This is a genomic window from Variovorax sp. FW305-3-2-15-B-LB1 (assembly GCF_058787635.1).
Genome location: NZ_JBYSZY010000021.1, coordinates 26097 through 39117, shown reverse-complemented (window position 1 = coordinate 39117; position 13021 = coordinate 26097). Strand labels below are relative to the sequence as shown.

Annotated in this window: 14 protein-coding genes; 10 read left to right on the top strand and 4 right to left on the bottom strand. The window is 65.9% G+C overall.

Annotation, left to right across the window (positions count from 1 at the left end; genetic code table 11):
* The first annotated feature begins 30 nt into the window (after positions 1-30).
* Genes AC3WQR_RS15270 through AC3WQR_RS15240 form a run of 7 tightly spaced genes read left to right on the top strand, consistent with a single transcriptional unit; the run spans position 31 to position 7295 of the window.
* A complete protein-coding gene (locus AC3WQR_RS15270; protein WP_062469725.1) occupies positions 31-954 on the top strand; it encodes a branched-chain amino acid ABC transporter permease in 924 nt (307 codons plus the stop codon).
* A complete protein-coding gene (locus AC3WQR_RS15265; protein ID WP_492742600.1) occupies positions 951-2732 on the top strand; it encodes a branched-chain amino acid ABC transporter ATP-binding protein/permease in 1782 nt (593 codons plus the stop codon). The genes AC3WQR_RS15270 and AC3WQR_RS15265 overlap by 4 nt, the downstream gene beginning before the upstream one ends.
* A gap of 20 nt (positions 2733-2752) precedes the next feature.
* Positions 2753-3463 (top strand): ABC transporter ATP-binding protein, encoded by a 711-nt coding sequence (locus tag AC3WQR_RS15260; RefSeq protein ID WP_492742598.1) that lies wholly within the window; start codon positions 2753-2755, stop codon positions 3461-3463.
* A 28-nt stretch (positions 3464-3491) separates the two neighbouring features.
* Positions 3492-4460 (top strand): MBL fold metallo-hydrolase, encoded by a 969-nt coding sequence (locus AC3WQR_RS15255; RefSeq protein WP_095746773.1) that lies wholly within the window; start codon positions 3492-3494, stop codon positions 4458-4460.
* A gap of 1 nt (position 4461) precedes the next feature.
* Positions 4462-5385 carry a DMT family transporter gene (locus AC3WQR_RS15250; protein ID WP_492742596.1) on the top strand — a complete coding sequence of 308 codons (924 nt, stop codon included), beginning with the start codon at positions 4462-4464 and terminating at the stop codon, positions 5383-5385.
* A 9-nt stretch (positions 5386-5394) separates the two neighbouring features.
* The gene (locus tag AC3WQR_RS15245; protein WP_492742595.1) at positions 5395-6579 is read left to right on the top strand and encodes an NADH:flavin oxidoreductase/NADH oxidase; all 1185 of its coding nucleotides are present in this window, start codon (positions 5395-5397) and stop codon (positions 6577-6579) included.
* Positions 6576-7295 (top strand): EthD domain-containing protein, encoded by a 720-nt coding sequence (locus AC3WQR_RS15240; RefSeq protein ID WP_492742594.1) that lies wholly within the window; start codon positions 6576-6578, stop codon positions 7293-7295. Before AC3WQR_RS15245 ends, AC3WQR_RS15240 begins: the two co-directional genes overlap by 4 nt.
* Here the strand turns inward: AC3WQR_RS15240 and AC3WQR_RS15235 are convergent.
* Complete coding sequence (locus AC3WQR_RS15235; RefSeq protein ID WP_492742593.1) at positions 7258-7659, bottom strand: hypothetical protein; 402 nt, start codon at positions 7657-7659, stop codon at positions 7258-7260. The two genes, AC3WQR_RS15240 and AC3WQR_RS15235, sit on opposite strands and share 38 nt — an antisense overlap.
* Positions 7660-7848: 189 nt before the next feature.
* On the opposite strand from AC3WQR_RS15235, the gene AC3WQR_RS15230 reads away from it, so the two are divergent.
* Both AC3WQR_RS15230 and AC3WQR_RS15225 read left to right on the top strand, forming a co-directional pair.
* Positions 7849-8385 carry a hypothetical protein gene (locus AC3WQR_RS15230; RefSeq protein WP_492742592.1) on the top strand — a complete coding sequence of 179 codons (537 nt, stop codon included), beginning with the start codon at positions 7849-7851 and terminating at the stop codon, positions 8383-8385.
* A gap of 69 nt (positions 8386-8454) precedes the next feature.
* Positions 8455-8838, top strand: a complete 384-nt coding sequence (locus AC3WQR_RS15225; protein WP_307696962.1) for a hypothetical protein — start codon at positions 8455-8457, stop codon at positions 8836-8838.
* Positions 8839-10028: 1190 nt separating this feature from the next.
* Here the strand turns inward: AC3WQR_RS15225 and AC3WQR_RS15220 are convergent.
* Positions 10029-10751, bottom strand: a complete 723-nt coding sequence (locus AC3WQR_RS15220; protein ID WP_492742590.1) for a ThiF family adenylyltransferase — start codon at positions 10749-10751, stop codon at positions 10029-10031.
* Positions 10752-10900: 149 nt separating this feature from the next.
* A complete protein-coding gene (locus AC3WQR_RS15215; RefSeq protein ID WP_492742588.1) occupies positions 10901-11233 on the bottom strand; it encodes a hypothetical protein in 333 nt (110 codons plus the stop codon).
* Positions 11234-11665: 432 nt separating this feature from the next.
* On the opposite strand from AC3WQR_RS15215, the gene AC3WQR_RS15210 reads away from it, so the two are divergent.
* Positions 11666-12307, top strand: coding sequence for a hypothetical protein (locus AC3WQR_RS15210; RefSeq protein ID WP_492742586.1), 642 nt, complete (start codon positions 11666-11668; stop codon positions 12305-12307).
* A gap of 17 nt (positions 12308-12324) precedes the next feature.
* Here the strand turns inward: AC3WQR_RS15210 and AC3WQR_RS15205 are convergent, their stop codons facing one another.
* A complete protein-coding gene (locus tag AC3WQR_RS15205) occupies positions 12325-13020 on the bottom strand; it encodes an Nmad2 family putative nucleotide modification protein (RefSeq protein WP_492742585.1) in 696 nt (231 codons plus the stop codon).
* Between the last annotated feature and the right edge of the window lies 1 nt (position 13021).

Genomic DNA, 13021 nt, shown 5'->3' with positions numbered 1-13021 from the left:
CCGCCCCGTTCCGCAACGGAGATACACACCATGGTTGAAGCGCTCCTGCAGGCGCTCATCAGCGGGCTCGCCGTCGGCGGTGCCTATGCGCTGGTGGCCCTCGGATTCAGCATCACGTTCACGACGACCAAGACGCTGAACTTCTCGCACGGCGAGTTCGTCTCGGCCGGCGCGTTCATCGGCATGAGCGCGCTGTTCCTCGTGCTGGGCAAACCGCTCAGTTCCACCACCTTCGGCGACGCCGTGCCCGGTGCGGGCGCGCAGCTGTTTGCGCTGGTCGCCGCGCTCGGCGTGATGGGCCTCTTGGGCTGGCTGCTCTACGTGCTCGGCGTGCGCCCGTTCGCGGGCCGCCCGGGCATGGCCTGGGTCATGAGCACGCTGGGTTTCGGCGTGATCCTGCAGAGCGTGGGCCTGGCCATCTGGGGCCCGAAGCCCGTGGTGGTGCCCGCGCCCGTGGGCGACACCGTGATCCGCATGTTCGGCGTGGGCGTGCGCCCGCAGGAACTGCTGACGCTGGGCGTGGCCGTGGTCGTGATGATCGGCTTCGACCGCGTGATGAACCGCACCATGATCGGCAAGGCCATGCGCGCCGTGGCGCAGAACGGCAACGTGGCCAGCCTCATGGGCATCAACACCAACGCCATGATGATCGGCGCCTTCGTCGTCAGCTCGGCGCTGGCGGGGCTGTCGGGCTTCCTGCTCGCGCCCATCGCGCAGGCCTCGCTCTTCATGGGGCTGACCGTGGGGCTCAAGGGCTTCTCGGGCGCCATGATCGGCGGCCTGAGCAACCCGCGCGGCTGCGTCATCGGCGGCTTCCTGCTCGGCGTGCTCGAGTCGATGGTGAACCTCTGGCAGGCGCAGTGGCGCGAGGTCGCGGTGTTCGCGCTCGTGATCCTGGTGCTGGCCTTCCGGCCCACGGGCCTGTTCGGCCGCTCGACGGTGGAGAAGGTATGAAGCGCCTTGCCCATCCCGCCGCCGTGGTGCTGGTGGCGGCCGTGCTGTGCGGCCTCGTCTCGCTGTCCGGCAACGACTACTACCTGCGCATCGCCTTCATGATGTGCGTCTACTACCTGTGCGCCGCCGGCATGAACGTGCTGGTCGGCTATGCAGGCCAGAAATCGCTGGGCCAGGCCGGGCTGTTCGCAGCCGGCGCGTATGCGGTTGCGCTCATCACCTCGCGCACCGAGCTGAGCCCGTGGCTCGCGCTGGTGATCGCGGCCGTCGTCTCCGGCGTGTGCGGCGTGCTCATCGCGCTGCCCTCGCTGCGCGTGAAGGGCCCGTACCTTGCGATGGTCACGCTGGCCTTCGGCATCGTGGTCGAGAAGCTCGTGGGCGAATGGACCGACGTGTTCGGCGGCGCGCAGGGCATCTACGGCATCCGCCCGCTGACTTGGAACGGCCAGCCGCTGAGCAGCGTGCAATGGGTGATCCTGGGCATCGTGCTCAGCGCCGCGCTGCACCTGCTGCTGCGCAACCTGCTGCAGGGCCGCTTCGGCCGCGCGCTGCTGTCGCTGCAGGCGGACGAGATCGCCTCGTCGTCGGTGGGCGTGCGCGTGTACCGCGCCAAGGTCATGGCCTTCGTGGTCGCGGCCGTCACCTGCGGCATCGCGGGCGCGCTCGTGGCGCAGCAGAACCAGTACATCAACTCCGACTTCATCACCTTCCACCTGTCGATCTTCATCCTGCTGCTGGTGCTGTTCGGCGGCGCGGGTTCGATGTACGGCCCCATCGTGGGCGCGGTGCTGCTCACGGCGACCGACGCGCTGCTCGCGCGCTGGCCCTCGGCGCAGCACTTCCTGTACGGCTTCCTGCTGCTGTTCGCGCTGTACGTGATGCCGGGCGGCGTGGTGGGCCTGTTCAACAACTGGTTCCTGAAATCGCGCCATCGCGGCGAAGGGGCGGCCGGCAACGGCATGCCGGGGCAGATCGGTCCCGGCGGCGAAGGCGAGCTGCTGGTGGTGCAGGGCGTGACCAAGTCGTACGGCGGCGTGAAGCCGGCGCAGGACGTGTCGTTCCGCCTGCAGCGCGGCCACATCCATGCGCTCATCGGCCCGAACGGCGCCGGCAAGAGCACCATGATCAACATGCTCACCGGCGTGGTCGAACCCGACGCGGGCGTGATCCGCTTCCTGGGCCGCAACATCGTGGGCCAGCCGGCGCACACCATCTGCTGCCTGGGCATGGGCCGCACCTTCCAGAACCTGCGTTTGTTCGCCGACCTCTCGGTGCTCGACAACGTGATGCTCGGACGGCACAGTCGAATGAGCAACGGCTTCCTGTCGTCGCTCGTGGCCTGGCCCACGGCCGGCAAGCAGGAGCGCGCCACGCGCGAGCGCGCGCTGCAGCTGCTCGACCTCGTGGGCCTGGGCCACCTGGCGCACTGGCCCGCCGGCAGCCTGCCCTACGGCCTGCAGCGCCGCGTGGAACTGGCGCGCGCGCTGGCCACCGAGCCGCAGCTGCTGCTGCTCGACGAGCCCGCCGCCGGCCTCAACCCGCAGGAAACCGCCGAGCTCGGCGAACTGCTGGTGCGCATCGGCCAATGCGGCGTGTCCATCCTGATGGTGGAGCACCACATGGACCTGGTGATGTCGATCTCCGACCACGTGATCGTGCTCGACTACGGCGTGAAGATCGCCGAAGGCAAGCCGGCCGAGGTGCAGTCGAACCCGCGCGTGGTCGAGGCCTACCTGGGCGTGGACGACGAAGAAGACATGGCCGCCGTGCCCGCCTGAGCCAGAGGACCGAAACCATCATGTTGAAAATCGAATCGGTGAAGGTCTCGTACGGCGCCATCGAGGCCGTCAAGGGCGTGAGCCTGGAAGTGCGCGCAGGCGAGGTCGTCACCATCATCGGCGCCAACGGCGCCGGCAAGAGCACGCTGCTCAAGAGCATCGTCGGGCTGGAGCCCGTGGCCTCAGGCCGCGTGCTCGTGGACGGCAAGGACTGCACGCACGTGCCCGCGCACCAGCGCGTGGGCCTGGGCGTGGCGCTGTCGCCCGAGGGGCGCGGCGTGTTCCCCGACCAGACCGTGCGCGAGAACCTGATGCTGGGCGCCTATTCGCGCCGCAACGACAAGGCCTTCGTGGAGCGCGCCATCGAACGCGAGTTCGCGCGCTTCCCACGCTTGAAAGAACGCGCGCATCAACTGTCCGGCACGCTGTCGGGCGGCGAGCAGCAGATGCTCGCGATTGCCCGCGCGCTCATGAGCGAGCCGCGCCTGCTGCTGCTCGACGAGCCTTCGCTGGGCCTGGCGCCGCTCATCATCAAGGACATCTTCGACGCCATCCGCCAGCTGCGCAGCTCGGGTCTCACGATCCTGCTGGTGGAACAGATGGCCAAGCAGGCGCTGGGCGTGGCCGACCGCGCCTACGTGCTCGAAACCGGCTGCATCACGCTCGAAGGCTCCGGCCGCGAGCTGCTCGACAACCCCAAGGTGAAGTCGGCGTACCTCGGCACGCACTGACTTTCCCTCTCACTTCAAAGGACCACTCATGACCACCAAGAAATTCGCCAGCCAGGCCGACCTCGAAGAAAAGAAGGTCTCGTTCACTCGCCTCTCGGAGAACGCCTACGCCTACACCGCCGAGGGCGACCCCAACACCGGCGTCTTCATCGGCGACGAGGCCGTGATGGTGGTCGACACCCAGGCCACGCCCGCGATGGCGCAGGACGTGATCCGCCGCATCCGCGAAGTCACGCCGCTGCCCATCAAGTACGTGCTGCTGAGCCACTACCACGCGGTGCGCGTGCTGGGCGCGTCGGCGTACTTCAAGGAAGGCGCCGAGCAGATCCTGGCCAGCCGCGACACCTACGACCTGATCGTCGAGCGCGGCGAGCAGGACAAGGCCAGCGAGATCGGTCGCTTCCCGCGTCTGTTCCGTAACGTCGAGTCGGTGCCCGCTGGCCTCACCTGGCCCACCATGACCTTCGACGGCACCATGAGCGTGTGGCTCGGCAAGAAGCTCGAGGTGAAGATCGCGCAGGTCGGCCGCGGCCACACCAAGGGCGACACCATCGCCTACCTCGAAGACCAGAAGATCTGCTTCGCCGGCGACCTCGTCGAATACCAGAGCACCGCCTACGCGGGCGACTGCTACTTCCGCGACTGGCCCACCACGCTCGATCGCCTGGCCGGCTTCGGCTTCGAGAAGCTGGTGCCCGGCCGCGGCGCCGCACTGGAAAACGCCGCCGACGTGCGCAAGGCCATCGCCTCCACGCGCGCCTTTATCTCCGACGTCTACACGCTGGTGAACAACGGCGTGGCCGAAGGCAAGTCGCTCAACGTGATCTACAAGGAAACCGTGGCCGCGCTGCGCCCGACCTACGGCCACTGGGTGATCTTCGACCACTGCATGCCCTTCGACGTGACCCGTGCCTACGACGAAGCCACGGGCCACGTGCATCCGCGCATCTGGACGGCCGAGCGCGACATCGAGATGTGGAACGCGCTCGAAAGCTGAGGTGAACCAACCTGCGCCCTCGCACGGCGCCACGCCCGCGTCCGTGCAGGGCTGGATGCTGCTCGCGATGCTGGTGTGGGGCGTGAACGTCTCGGCCGTGAAGGCGCTCACCGGCTCCTTCGAGACGCTGCCGCTCGCGGCGCTGCGCATGGGCGTGGCGTGCATCGCGCTCAGCGCCATCGTGCTGTGGCGGCGCGGCGGCATCCCCAAGCTCACGGTGCGGCAACTCGCGGTGATGGCGGGCTGCGCCTTCCTCATGGTCTACGGCAACCAGATCCTGTTCGCGCAGGGGCTGCTGCGCTCCACCGCCACCAACGGCGCACTCATCATGGCGCTGAGCCCGCTGGTGTCGGCGCTGATGGCCGCGCTGGTCTTCGGCGAGCGCTTCACGGCGCGCCGCATGGTGGGCGTGGCGCTGGGCTTCGCGGGCGTGGCGGCGGTGGTGCTGAGCCACCCGGGCGCGGGACTGTCGAGCGCCGGCATCGGTGACCTGATGCTCGCGCTGTCGGTGGTGAGCTTCGCGGTCGGCGGCGTGGGCGTGCAGCGGCTGGCGCGGCAGGTCGATCCGCTGTCGATCAGCTGGGTCATCTACCTCATCGGCACGTTCATGCTCGTGGTGCACACCCTGCTCGGGCCATCGCGGCTCGGGGCGGCGCAGCTCTTTCCCGGCCTGTGGCCGTGGGCGCTGGTGCTGTTTTCGGGCATCGCGGCCACCGCCGCGGGCAACCTCATCTGGAACCGTGCGATCTCCGTCATCGGCGTGGCGCGCACGGCCGTCTTTCTCTACTGGGTGCCGGTGTTCGGCGTGCTGTTCGCGGCGCTGCTGCTGGGCGAGGTGCTCACCTGGTGGCACCTGTTCGGCTTTGCCGCGGTGATGAGCGGCACCTGGCTCGGCACGCGGCCCGTGGCTGCGCCGGCCCCTTGATTCCTTCACATGCCTGATTCTTCTCTTCCCCTGCTGTTCCAGCCTTTGCCGTTGCGCGAACTCACGCTGGCCAACCGCATCGTCATCTCGCCCATGTGCCAGCACGCCGCCGAGCGCGGCCACGCCACGCCGTGGCACCTGGTGCACCTGGGCAAGTTCGCGCTCGGCGGCGCGGGCCTGATCCTCACCGAGAGCACCGCCGTCGATCCGCGCGGGCGCATCGGCACCGCCGACCTCGGTCTGTGGAACGACAGCCAGATCGCGCCGCTGAAGGCCGTGGTCGACTTCGTCCACGCGCAAGGCAGCGCCATCGGCGTGCAGCTCGCGCACGCGGGCCGCAAGGCCGGCAGCGAGCCACTGTGGGAGGGCGGGGCGGCCATCGACCCGGCGCGCATGGCGGCCGACGACGAGCCGTGGGAGCGCCTGGGCCCCAGCGCGCTCGCGGCCGGCCCCGGCTGGTCGGCCCCGCGTGCGCTCGATGCCGCCGACATGGCCGAGCTCGTGCAACGTTTCGTCGATGCGACCGTGCGCGCCGACCAGGCCGGCTTCGACGTGGTCGAGTTGCACTTCGGCCACGGCTACCTGGTGGCGAGCTTCCTGTCGCCCAACGCCAACCACCGCGACGACGCGCTCGGCGGCAGCCGCGAGAACCGCATGTCGCTCGCCTTGGAAATCGCGCAGCGCGTGCGCGCCGCATGGCCCGCCGGCAAGCCGCTGTTCTGCCGCCTCTCGGCCGTGGACGGCACGCTCGACGGCTGGAGCCTCGACGACTCGGTGGTGCTCGCGCGCGAGCTGAAGCGCTGCGGCGTCGACGTGATCGACTGCTTCTCGGGCGGCCTCACCGAAGAGACGCGCGCGCTGCCGGTGCCGCGCGGCCTGGGCTTCCAGGTGCCGTTCTCTGAACGCATTCGGCGCGAGGCCGACGTCGTCACGCAGGCCGTCGGGATGATCGTCGACGCGCAACAGGCCGAGGCCGTGCTCGCCGCGGGGCAGGCCGACCTCGTCGCGCTCGGCCGCGAAGCCCTGTTCGACCCTTACTGGCCGCACCACGCGGCCGCCGCGCTCGGCGCCGATCCGCAGTACCAACGCTGGCCCGTGCGCCACGGCGTGTGGCTCGCCAAGCGTGCGCCCGGCCTGGCGCGTGCGCGCGCCGAAGCGCAGAACGCGCCACCCCACAAGGAGACCGACCGATGACCGACCCCACGACGACGACCCTGCGCATGGGCCTGATCCGCAAGCAGCCCGGCTGGACCGACGAGGCCTTCAGCCGCCACTGGCGCGAACGCCACGGCCCGCTCGTCGCGCAGCTGCCCACGCTGCGCGCCTACCGCCAGAACCGCGTGACCGACCGGCTGCAGCGCGGCATCGACTTCGCGCGCGGCCCGTGGGACTTCGATGGTTTCTCGCAGCTGCAGTTCGATGCGGCGGCGCAGGCCGATGCGGCCTTCAACACCGGCGAGCTGGCGGCGGAGATCCGCGCCGACGAGCGGCACTTTCTGGGTGGGCTGCACATCGTGACGGTCGAGCAGACCGAGGTCATTGCGCCGCCATCGCCCGCGTCGTCGGCGGGGCCGGCGATGCTCAAGCGCATCTCGACCCTGCGCCGCCCGGTCGCACAGTCCGAAGAAGACTTCCGCCGCGAATGGAAGGTGCACGCCGACCACGTGCGCCGCATGCCCGGCGTGGCCGGCTACCGCCAGAACGTGGTGGTCGCGCGCGAGTTCGAGAAGGGCACGCCCTGCGGCTACGCCGAGCTGCCCATCGACGGCATCGTGGAACTGTGGTTCGAGAACACCGACACGCTGAACGCCGCGTTCGCCTCGCCCGAAGGCCAGCGCACCATGGCGCACGCCAAGACCTTCCTGGCGGAGATCACGGCCTTTGTGGTGGAGGAGTTTCGGGTGGTGTGAAGGCCGACGCGAGCCCGTAGTGCACCGAGGTGCTCAGGGCCGGGATCACCGGGTGGTGGGAGACAGGGTGCGATGCGCGCGCGGGCACCGTGCCGATGGGCGCGATCTCGCGGGGCCGCTGCACCGGCGGGGCTTCCGGTTCGTCGCTGCGCCCGGGCGGCTCGGGCAGGAACACCCCGCGCCGCAGCGACCAGATGCAGGCGCCGAGGCGCAGCAGCTTCTCGACCTTCACGTCATGCGCCGGATCGTCCGGCGACTCCTGTGCGATCAGCTCGCCCAGCTGCGTGAGTGCGTCGGCGGGCGTCAAGCCGCGCCCGATCCGTGCCACTTCCACCATGGCCGCCAAGGCCTCGGTCTTGTTCATCGCTTGCCCCCTGTTGTTTGTCTCTTGCTACGAAGGAAAGCATGCCGTTACGCAGTGCATCCAAAAGTAGTCCGGCGCGCCGTCGGGTCGTCGATTGAAATCTCGTCCGTGCGCGGGGCGGGGCGTACGCGGGGTGTCGCTGCCTTAGCATCGCACGGCACCACAGCAAGACCAGGGGAGCGCCGCACCATGTCACCCAGAGCGATTCGCTCGTGCGCATTCGCCATCGCCGCCGCTGCAGGGCTGAGCGCTTGTGAAACACCGTACCGTTTGCCGACTGCGCAGGAAAGCCGGGCACAGGTCACCGTCGAGTCGAAGGACGACGTGGTCATCAACAACCTCAATGCAGAGGGCTGCTACCGCGGACGCACCGAACTCAAGGGCGCGATGTTCATCCGCGCGGGGGAAGAGGCGCTCATCGAGTACCACGGCCGTGCCGCGTGCCGGATTTCGTTTTCGTTCCTGCCCGAGGAAGGCAAGCGCTACCGGATCGTCGGGCAGTCGTTCCGGAATCTGCGCGAACGCTTCGAGGCGCGGCGCGAGATCGAGAGCAAGCAGGGCATTGCGTACGAAGCCTGCGGAGTGAACCTCTATCGGGAAGAGGAGAACGCGCAACTCGTTCCGATGAAGCCGCAGCGGCGCGTCATCAGCGCGCTGCCGACCTGCGCGAAGTTCATCACGCCGGAGGAGTGGCAGAAGATCCGGGTGCCGCCGCCGTTCAAATAGGTGGGTGACGTCTCCTCCATGCGGATCGAGCCACTACGATCGGGGCTCAAAAATCTTGGAGGACGAGGAATGTTGAGAGTTGTATTGGCTGCGCTGGCTGCTGGCGCTTTGTCTGCTTGCACGACGGCCCCCACGACCGCGGCGAAGCCGGATACGTTCTGGACCGTGCATCACGGTACCTACAACAAGGCCGAGCAGCCTGAGTTCATGGATTGCGTTTTCGATGGATTCCTGGGCGCGCAGAACACCGCGATCGCCACGCATGTCCGGCAGACCAAGCGGGCTTTCGGGTACCGGGTCGACGTGATCGCGCAGGCGTTTCAGTACATCGTGGCCGACATTCACGACGACGGTACGTACGAACTGCGCCGTTCCAAGTACTCCGACATGCTCCCCTTCAGCAAGGAAGTGGACGCTTCGGCGGCGTGCCTGAAGAAGTTCGCGACCTCTTGAGCGGGCAGGAGTGGGGGGCTTTCGGGCGTCTCGCCTCGACGGTCCATGAGACGGCGCGATGCGGCCTCATGGTGCTTCGACAGGAATCGAAAAATGTCAAGAAATCGCTATGAATATTGGACTCCTTGAATTTTGAGAAAAGACGTACCAACAAAAGCACCAACAAATTTCACTGCGTCGCTCGGGCACCTCGTCGATTCGGGCGCTAAGCCAGATTTGTCGACGTTGGGGGTGGCGAGCACTCCCTTCCGTCGAAGGCTAGGACCAGTCGTCCGCACATAGTTCACCCATTCGGCCAGCATGCAGCCCGTCAGCGGCATGCCGGCCCGCGCGAAAGAGACGCTGGGCGAACGGGCGGGACGCACAATCGTCATATGGCCCCATCCCGCTCCTCCAAGACGCTTCGCGGCTACGTCCAGCTGGGCCTCCTCCTCCTCCTCCTCCTCCTCGGTGAGGCCAGCGGCCCGGCGCTCGCGCAAGCCTGGCGAAGCTGCGTGCCGGGTTCGATCGGGCCTGGGGGGTGCGATTCCATTGGGCCCGGAGGCGGCATGTCCATCGGCCCGGGTGGTGGGCAATCCATCGGACCTGGTGGGGGCCTGTCGATAGGACCTGGCGGGGGCCAGTCAATCGGGCCTGGTGGTGGTCAGTCGATCGGACCCAGTGGGGGCCAGAGCCTGAACAGGGATCGCAGCTACGGGCTGAATCCCGATACCTTGCGGCCCTATTCTGATCAGACTCCCCAACTGCCAAATCGGGCCACGAACCCGCAGCCAATCCTCCTGGGCAACGCGGTCCGCAACGGAGCTTCCCGCGAAGAGGTGCTGCAGGCCCTCGGCGCACCGCAGCGCCGGGAGACCAAAGGAACGAAGGAAGCGTGGCATTTCTGTCGAACAGGCACGACCGTTGACCAGTTCGTAGCCGTTGTGTTCGACGGAGGCAGGGCCGTCGGCACGCGCAATTACCAAGTGACCTCGGACGAAGCCGGTTCGACCGGTGCCTGCGCGAACTTCGCTCGCTCTGTTTTGCCCTAATCTCCCGATTCGGCCAGATCTGTTTCGGAGCGCAGCTGATTCGCCCTAGGGCATCATCATCCGATCCCGCACGAAATCACCTGGCTCGTCGTGATGGCGAGCAAGATTAACGTGCATCGCCGCAGAGGGCATCTAACCCTATTGGTCGTTGAGACCAGATCAAAGAAGAGTCCTGCGATTGCGATAGTCCAAGCCATAAGGTGCGCCGGGACGTCCCCGACCAAGGACGATTTCTGCACAGCATCGAGCTGCAATCTCCAAGTTCTGGAAGCCGATACTGGGTGCGACGCCGCCGGAAACACCCTGCCAGTGCGGCATCGAGGAGGCTGCTCGTGTTCGCCTGATAGGTGGGCGCACCACTGAAATGCCCAGCGCATACCCGCACGCCCACACTGGCACTTGATGCCCCAACTGCTCCTCTAGAAGTGCGGGAAGGATCGGAGGATCATCGCCGGCGCAAACAACCAGGCTGCAATCTTGGATCATTAATATGGCTCGTGGGTCGAGGGCATCTAGAGCAAGGCGTCGCACTTGTAGGTCCCTGAATCTATCTTCAAGCGCGCGCGACAATACTTCAACTTTGGGAAGGCCGACGTCGCGAAGCGTATAGAGAAGCTGGCGAGATAGGTTTCCTTCCTCGACCACATCTGGGTCTACAAGCACGAAGCGGCGGACGCCTAAGCCTGCAAGTAAGGCGGCCACAGTGCTTCCGATGCCACCGCAGCCGACCACAGCCACCTCTAGGGTGGTCAGCCATTCATGGATCTCCATAGCATCTACTGGCCCGCAGATCGCATCCAGAAAGGCGAACCCGCGATTGCGTGTCGTGTCAGCTTGGACTTGCTGGATTGCACTACTGAATTCGACAGGCAGCTTGCGCATCGCGCCGCTTGAGGTCAGGGCACGCCGGATTGCATGTGCACTGAGATCAGCGGTCTTGTACCAGCCACGCGGCCCCAGTACCTCGAACCGCCGTGCCGTATAGGAGTAGAGCGTCGATGGGTGAAACGTCCAGCCCGCTGTGGGGTTGGTCAGTTTTTCAGCGGTCCACTGCTCAGCAACTTTTTTGCTGCCACCTTCTTTGCCGGGGCCTTCTTAGCGACGACCACCGTGGCCTTCTTTGCCGAGGCCTTCTTGGCGACGACCACCGTGGCCTTCTTTGCCGGGGCCTTCTTAGCGACGACCACCGTGGCCTTCTTTGCCGGGGCCTTCTTGGCGACGACCACCGTGGCCTTCTTTGCTGGGGCCTTCTTGGCGACGACCACCGTGGCCTTCTTTGCTGAGGCCTTCTTGGCGACGATCTTCTTCACCGGATTTTTCTTGGCTGCCACCTTTTTCGCGGGAGCCTTCTTTGCAGTTGCCATGATTTTTGATGTCCTTTTTAATTGATGAATCGATATCGCTGAAAGCGCGCCCAGCGTGTCACTGCATCTGCTAGAGCCCTTGTGACTCTGACTTATCGTGTCCCATTGTTGCGCGGTATGAATGTATCAGCACGCATCTTTGGAGAGGCGACTTGAAAGCGGCCATGTTGTATTTGATCAACGTGCGCTTCGTTCAAGAAAGCGCCTCTGCCGTGATTGAAAATGAAAAAAATGGATTGCGCACTAGCCTTTCTGGCTGGGACGGCTAGTGAGGGATGTCTGCCGGGCCCTGGGGGTTGGCGCGCTCGGACGTTCATCGCTTGCAAGCTCGCCCTTAGAGACAACCCGACCGATGCGGTCTTGCTTGCCAGACGCCCATCGTGGTAGAAGGCCGTGACTACCGGGCCGGTTAGGCGTCGCAGACACTCACCCATGTACCAGGCACACCCCAGCCGCGTCTTGACCGAGCTCTTTGCTCGAAGACCGTACCAGGGCGTCCCGCCAAAGACAGCCAGGTTCTTGTTTGTCGGGTTAGACGCGAACTACGCCGCCGACGTGGAGCAGAGCACAATCTTTCCCGCGTTGCGCTCCTATCACGAGGACGGGCCAACTTTTTGGCGCAAACACGGCGTCCACCATCCGTTCCTGTTGCCTGAGTACAGGGGGGACGGAAGGCGCTATCACCGAATCTTCGCAAAGATCGGCTTTCGCCCCGAGCATGCCGACCTTGTGTCATTCATCGAGTTGCTTCATCTCCCAACAGTTGGGCGCAGCACTCTGGTTCGCGAAGACCTCGATTCGACCCACCTAACCTGGCTCGAGAAGATCATATTCACGGGCCAGGCAAAGTACGTGTTCTTGTCAGCCGGTGTCGTGCGGCTAGTGAACGACACCGGGAAGTTCCGCGAACTTGAGAGGCCCAGCGGTTGGTCGGGATCGCTGCGCACCCTCTACGAAGACGCTGCGCGCACGATCTTCTTGCACCTGCACTTCGCGAACTACGGGAAGTTCGAGGCGCAGCTGCAGGATGAAGCTCGCGACATCGCTGCGCTGCTCCCACCCAGCGACGCCTAACATGTCGCTCAGTATGGCTACTTGCTGGAGCAGGAGTTGTTCTGCGCCGCCGGTGCCGCCTTGCGTGTGGGCCTGCAGTGGGCGGCGATCCCCGGCGGCGTGGTCCACAAGCATGGGTCGGCGTTGATGCCAGGCTTGATGCCCCTGGCGCGAAAGAGCAGCAATATCGACTGCACGAAGTCTTCCGGCAACGCAGACAAGCGCGCCTTGTCGATACGCTGATTCCCCAGCACCGAGCCCCAGCCGCTTTCAGGAACGAAGCACTTGCGACCGAGATACCAGAAATCGGCGCAAATCAGTGCATTGATGCCGCTCACGTCGTGGGCAAGGTCTCCAGACTTGTGGTGCAGATTTCTCACTTGGGCGTAGGCCCCGGCGGCGTCGTGATGGTAGATGTTGTCGCCGGCGCGCTCGATCTCATGCGGGCTGTCGATCTTGTTCTTCTTGAGCGCGAAACGCGGATCCTCAAAGTAGCTCCGCAAGGCCATCACCTCGCTGACCCGGGCCAGATAGATCAGACCCATGTAGGGAATTTCGACCCCATTGGCGCGGGCCAAGCCCACCAGGTTGGCGGAGGCGAATCCGGCCACCCAATCGCCGGGCTGGCGGGTGCTCCTGATCTTGACCATGCATGTGGCCAGCGTCAGCACGCCGTGGAACGGATTGGGTGCAAAACCGCTGTCGTGCGTGAGCTTGTATCCCCTGATTGCCATC

Excerpts from the sequence above, each read along its gene's own strand:
- AC3WQR_RS15270 (WP_062469725.1), top strand. The coding sequence starts at position 31 with ATGGTTGAAGCGCTCCTGCAGGCGCTCATCAGCGGGCTCGCCGTCGGC.
- AC3WQR_RS15265 (WP_492742600.1), top strand. The coding sequence starts at position 951 with ATGAAGCGCCTTGCCCATCCCGCCGCCGTGGTGCTGGTGGCGGCCGTG.
- AC3WQR_RS15260 (WP_492742598.1), top strand. The coding sequence starts at position 2,753 with ATGTTGAAAATCGAATCGGTGAAGGTCTCGTACGGCGCCATCGAGGCC.
- AC3WQR_RS15255 (WP_095746773.1), top strand. The coding sequence starts at position 3,492 with ATGACCACCAAGAAATTCGCCAGCCAGGCCGACCTCGAAGAAAAGAAG.
- AC3WQR_RS15245 (WP_492742595.1), top strand. The coding sequence starts at position 5,395 with ATGCCTGATTCTTCTCTTCCCCTGCTGTTCCAGCCTTTGCCGTTGCGC.
- AC3WQR_RS15240 (WP_492742594.1), top strand. The coding sequence starts at position 6,576 with ATGACCGACCCCACGACGACGACCCTGCGCATGGGCCTGATCCGCAAG.
- AC3WQR_RS15235 (WP_492742593.1), bottom strand. The coding sequence starts at position 7,659 with ATGAACAAGACCGAGGCCTTGGCGGCCATGGTGGAAGTGGCACGGATC.
- AC3WQR_RS15230 (WP_492742592.1), top strand. The coding sequence starts at position 7,849 with ATGTCACCCAGAGCGATTCGCTCGTGCGCATTCGCCATCGCCGCCGCT.
- AC3WQR_RS15225 (WP_307696962.1), top strand. The coding sequence starts at position 8,455 with ATGTTGAGAGTTGTATTGGCTGCGCTGGCTGCTGGCGCTTTGTCTGCT.
- AC3WQR_RS15220 (WP_492742590.1), bottom strand. The coding sequence starts at position 10,751 with ATGCGCAAGCTGCCTGTCGAATTCAGTAGTGCAATCCAGCAAGTCCAA.
- AC3WQR_RS15215 (WP_492742588.1), bottom strand. The coding sequence starts at position 11,233 with ATGGCAACTGCAAAGAAGGCTCCCGCGAAAAAGGTGGCAGCCAAGAAA.
- AC3WQR_RS15210 (WP_492742586.1), top strand. The coding sequence starts at position 11,666 with ATGTACCAGGCACACCCCAGCCGCGTCTTGACCGAGCTCTTTGCTCGA.
- AC3WQR_RS15205 (WP_492742585.1), bottom strand. The coding sequence starts at position 13,020 with ATGGCAATCAGGGGATACAAGCTCACGCACGACAGCGGTTTTGCACCC.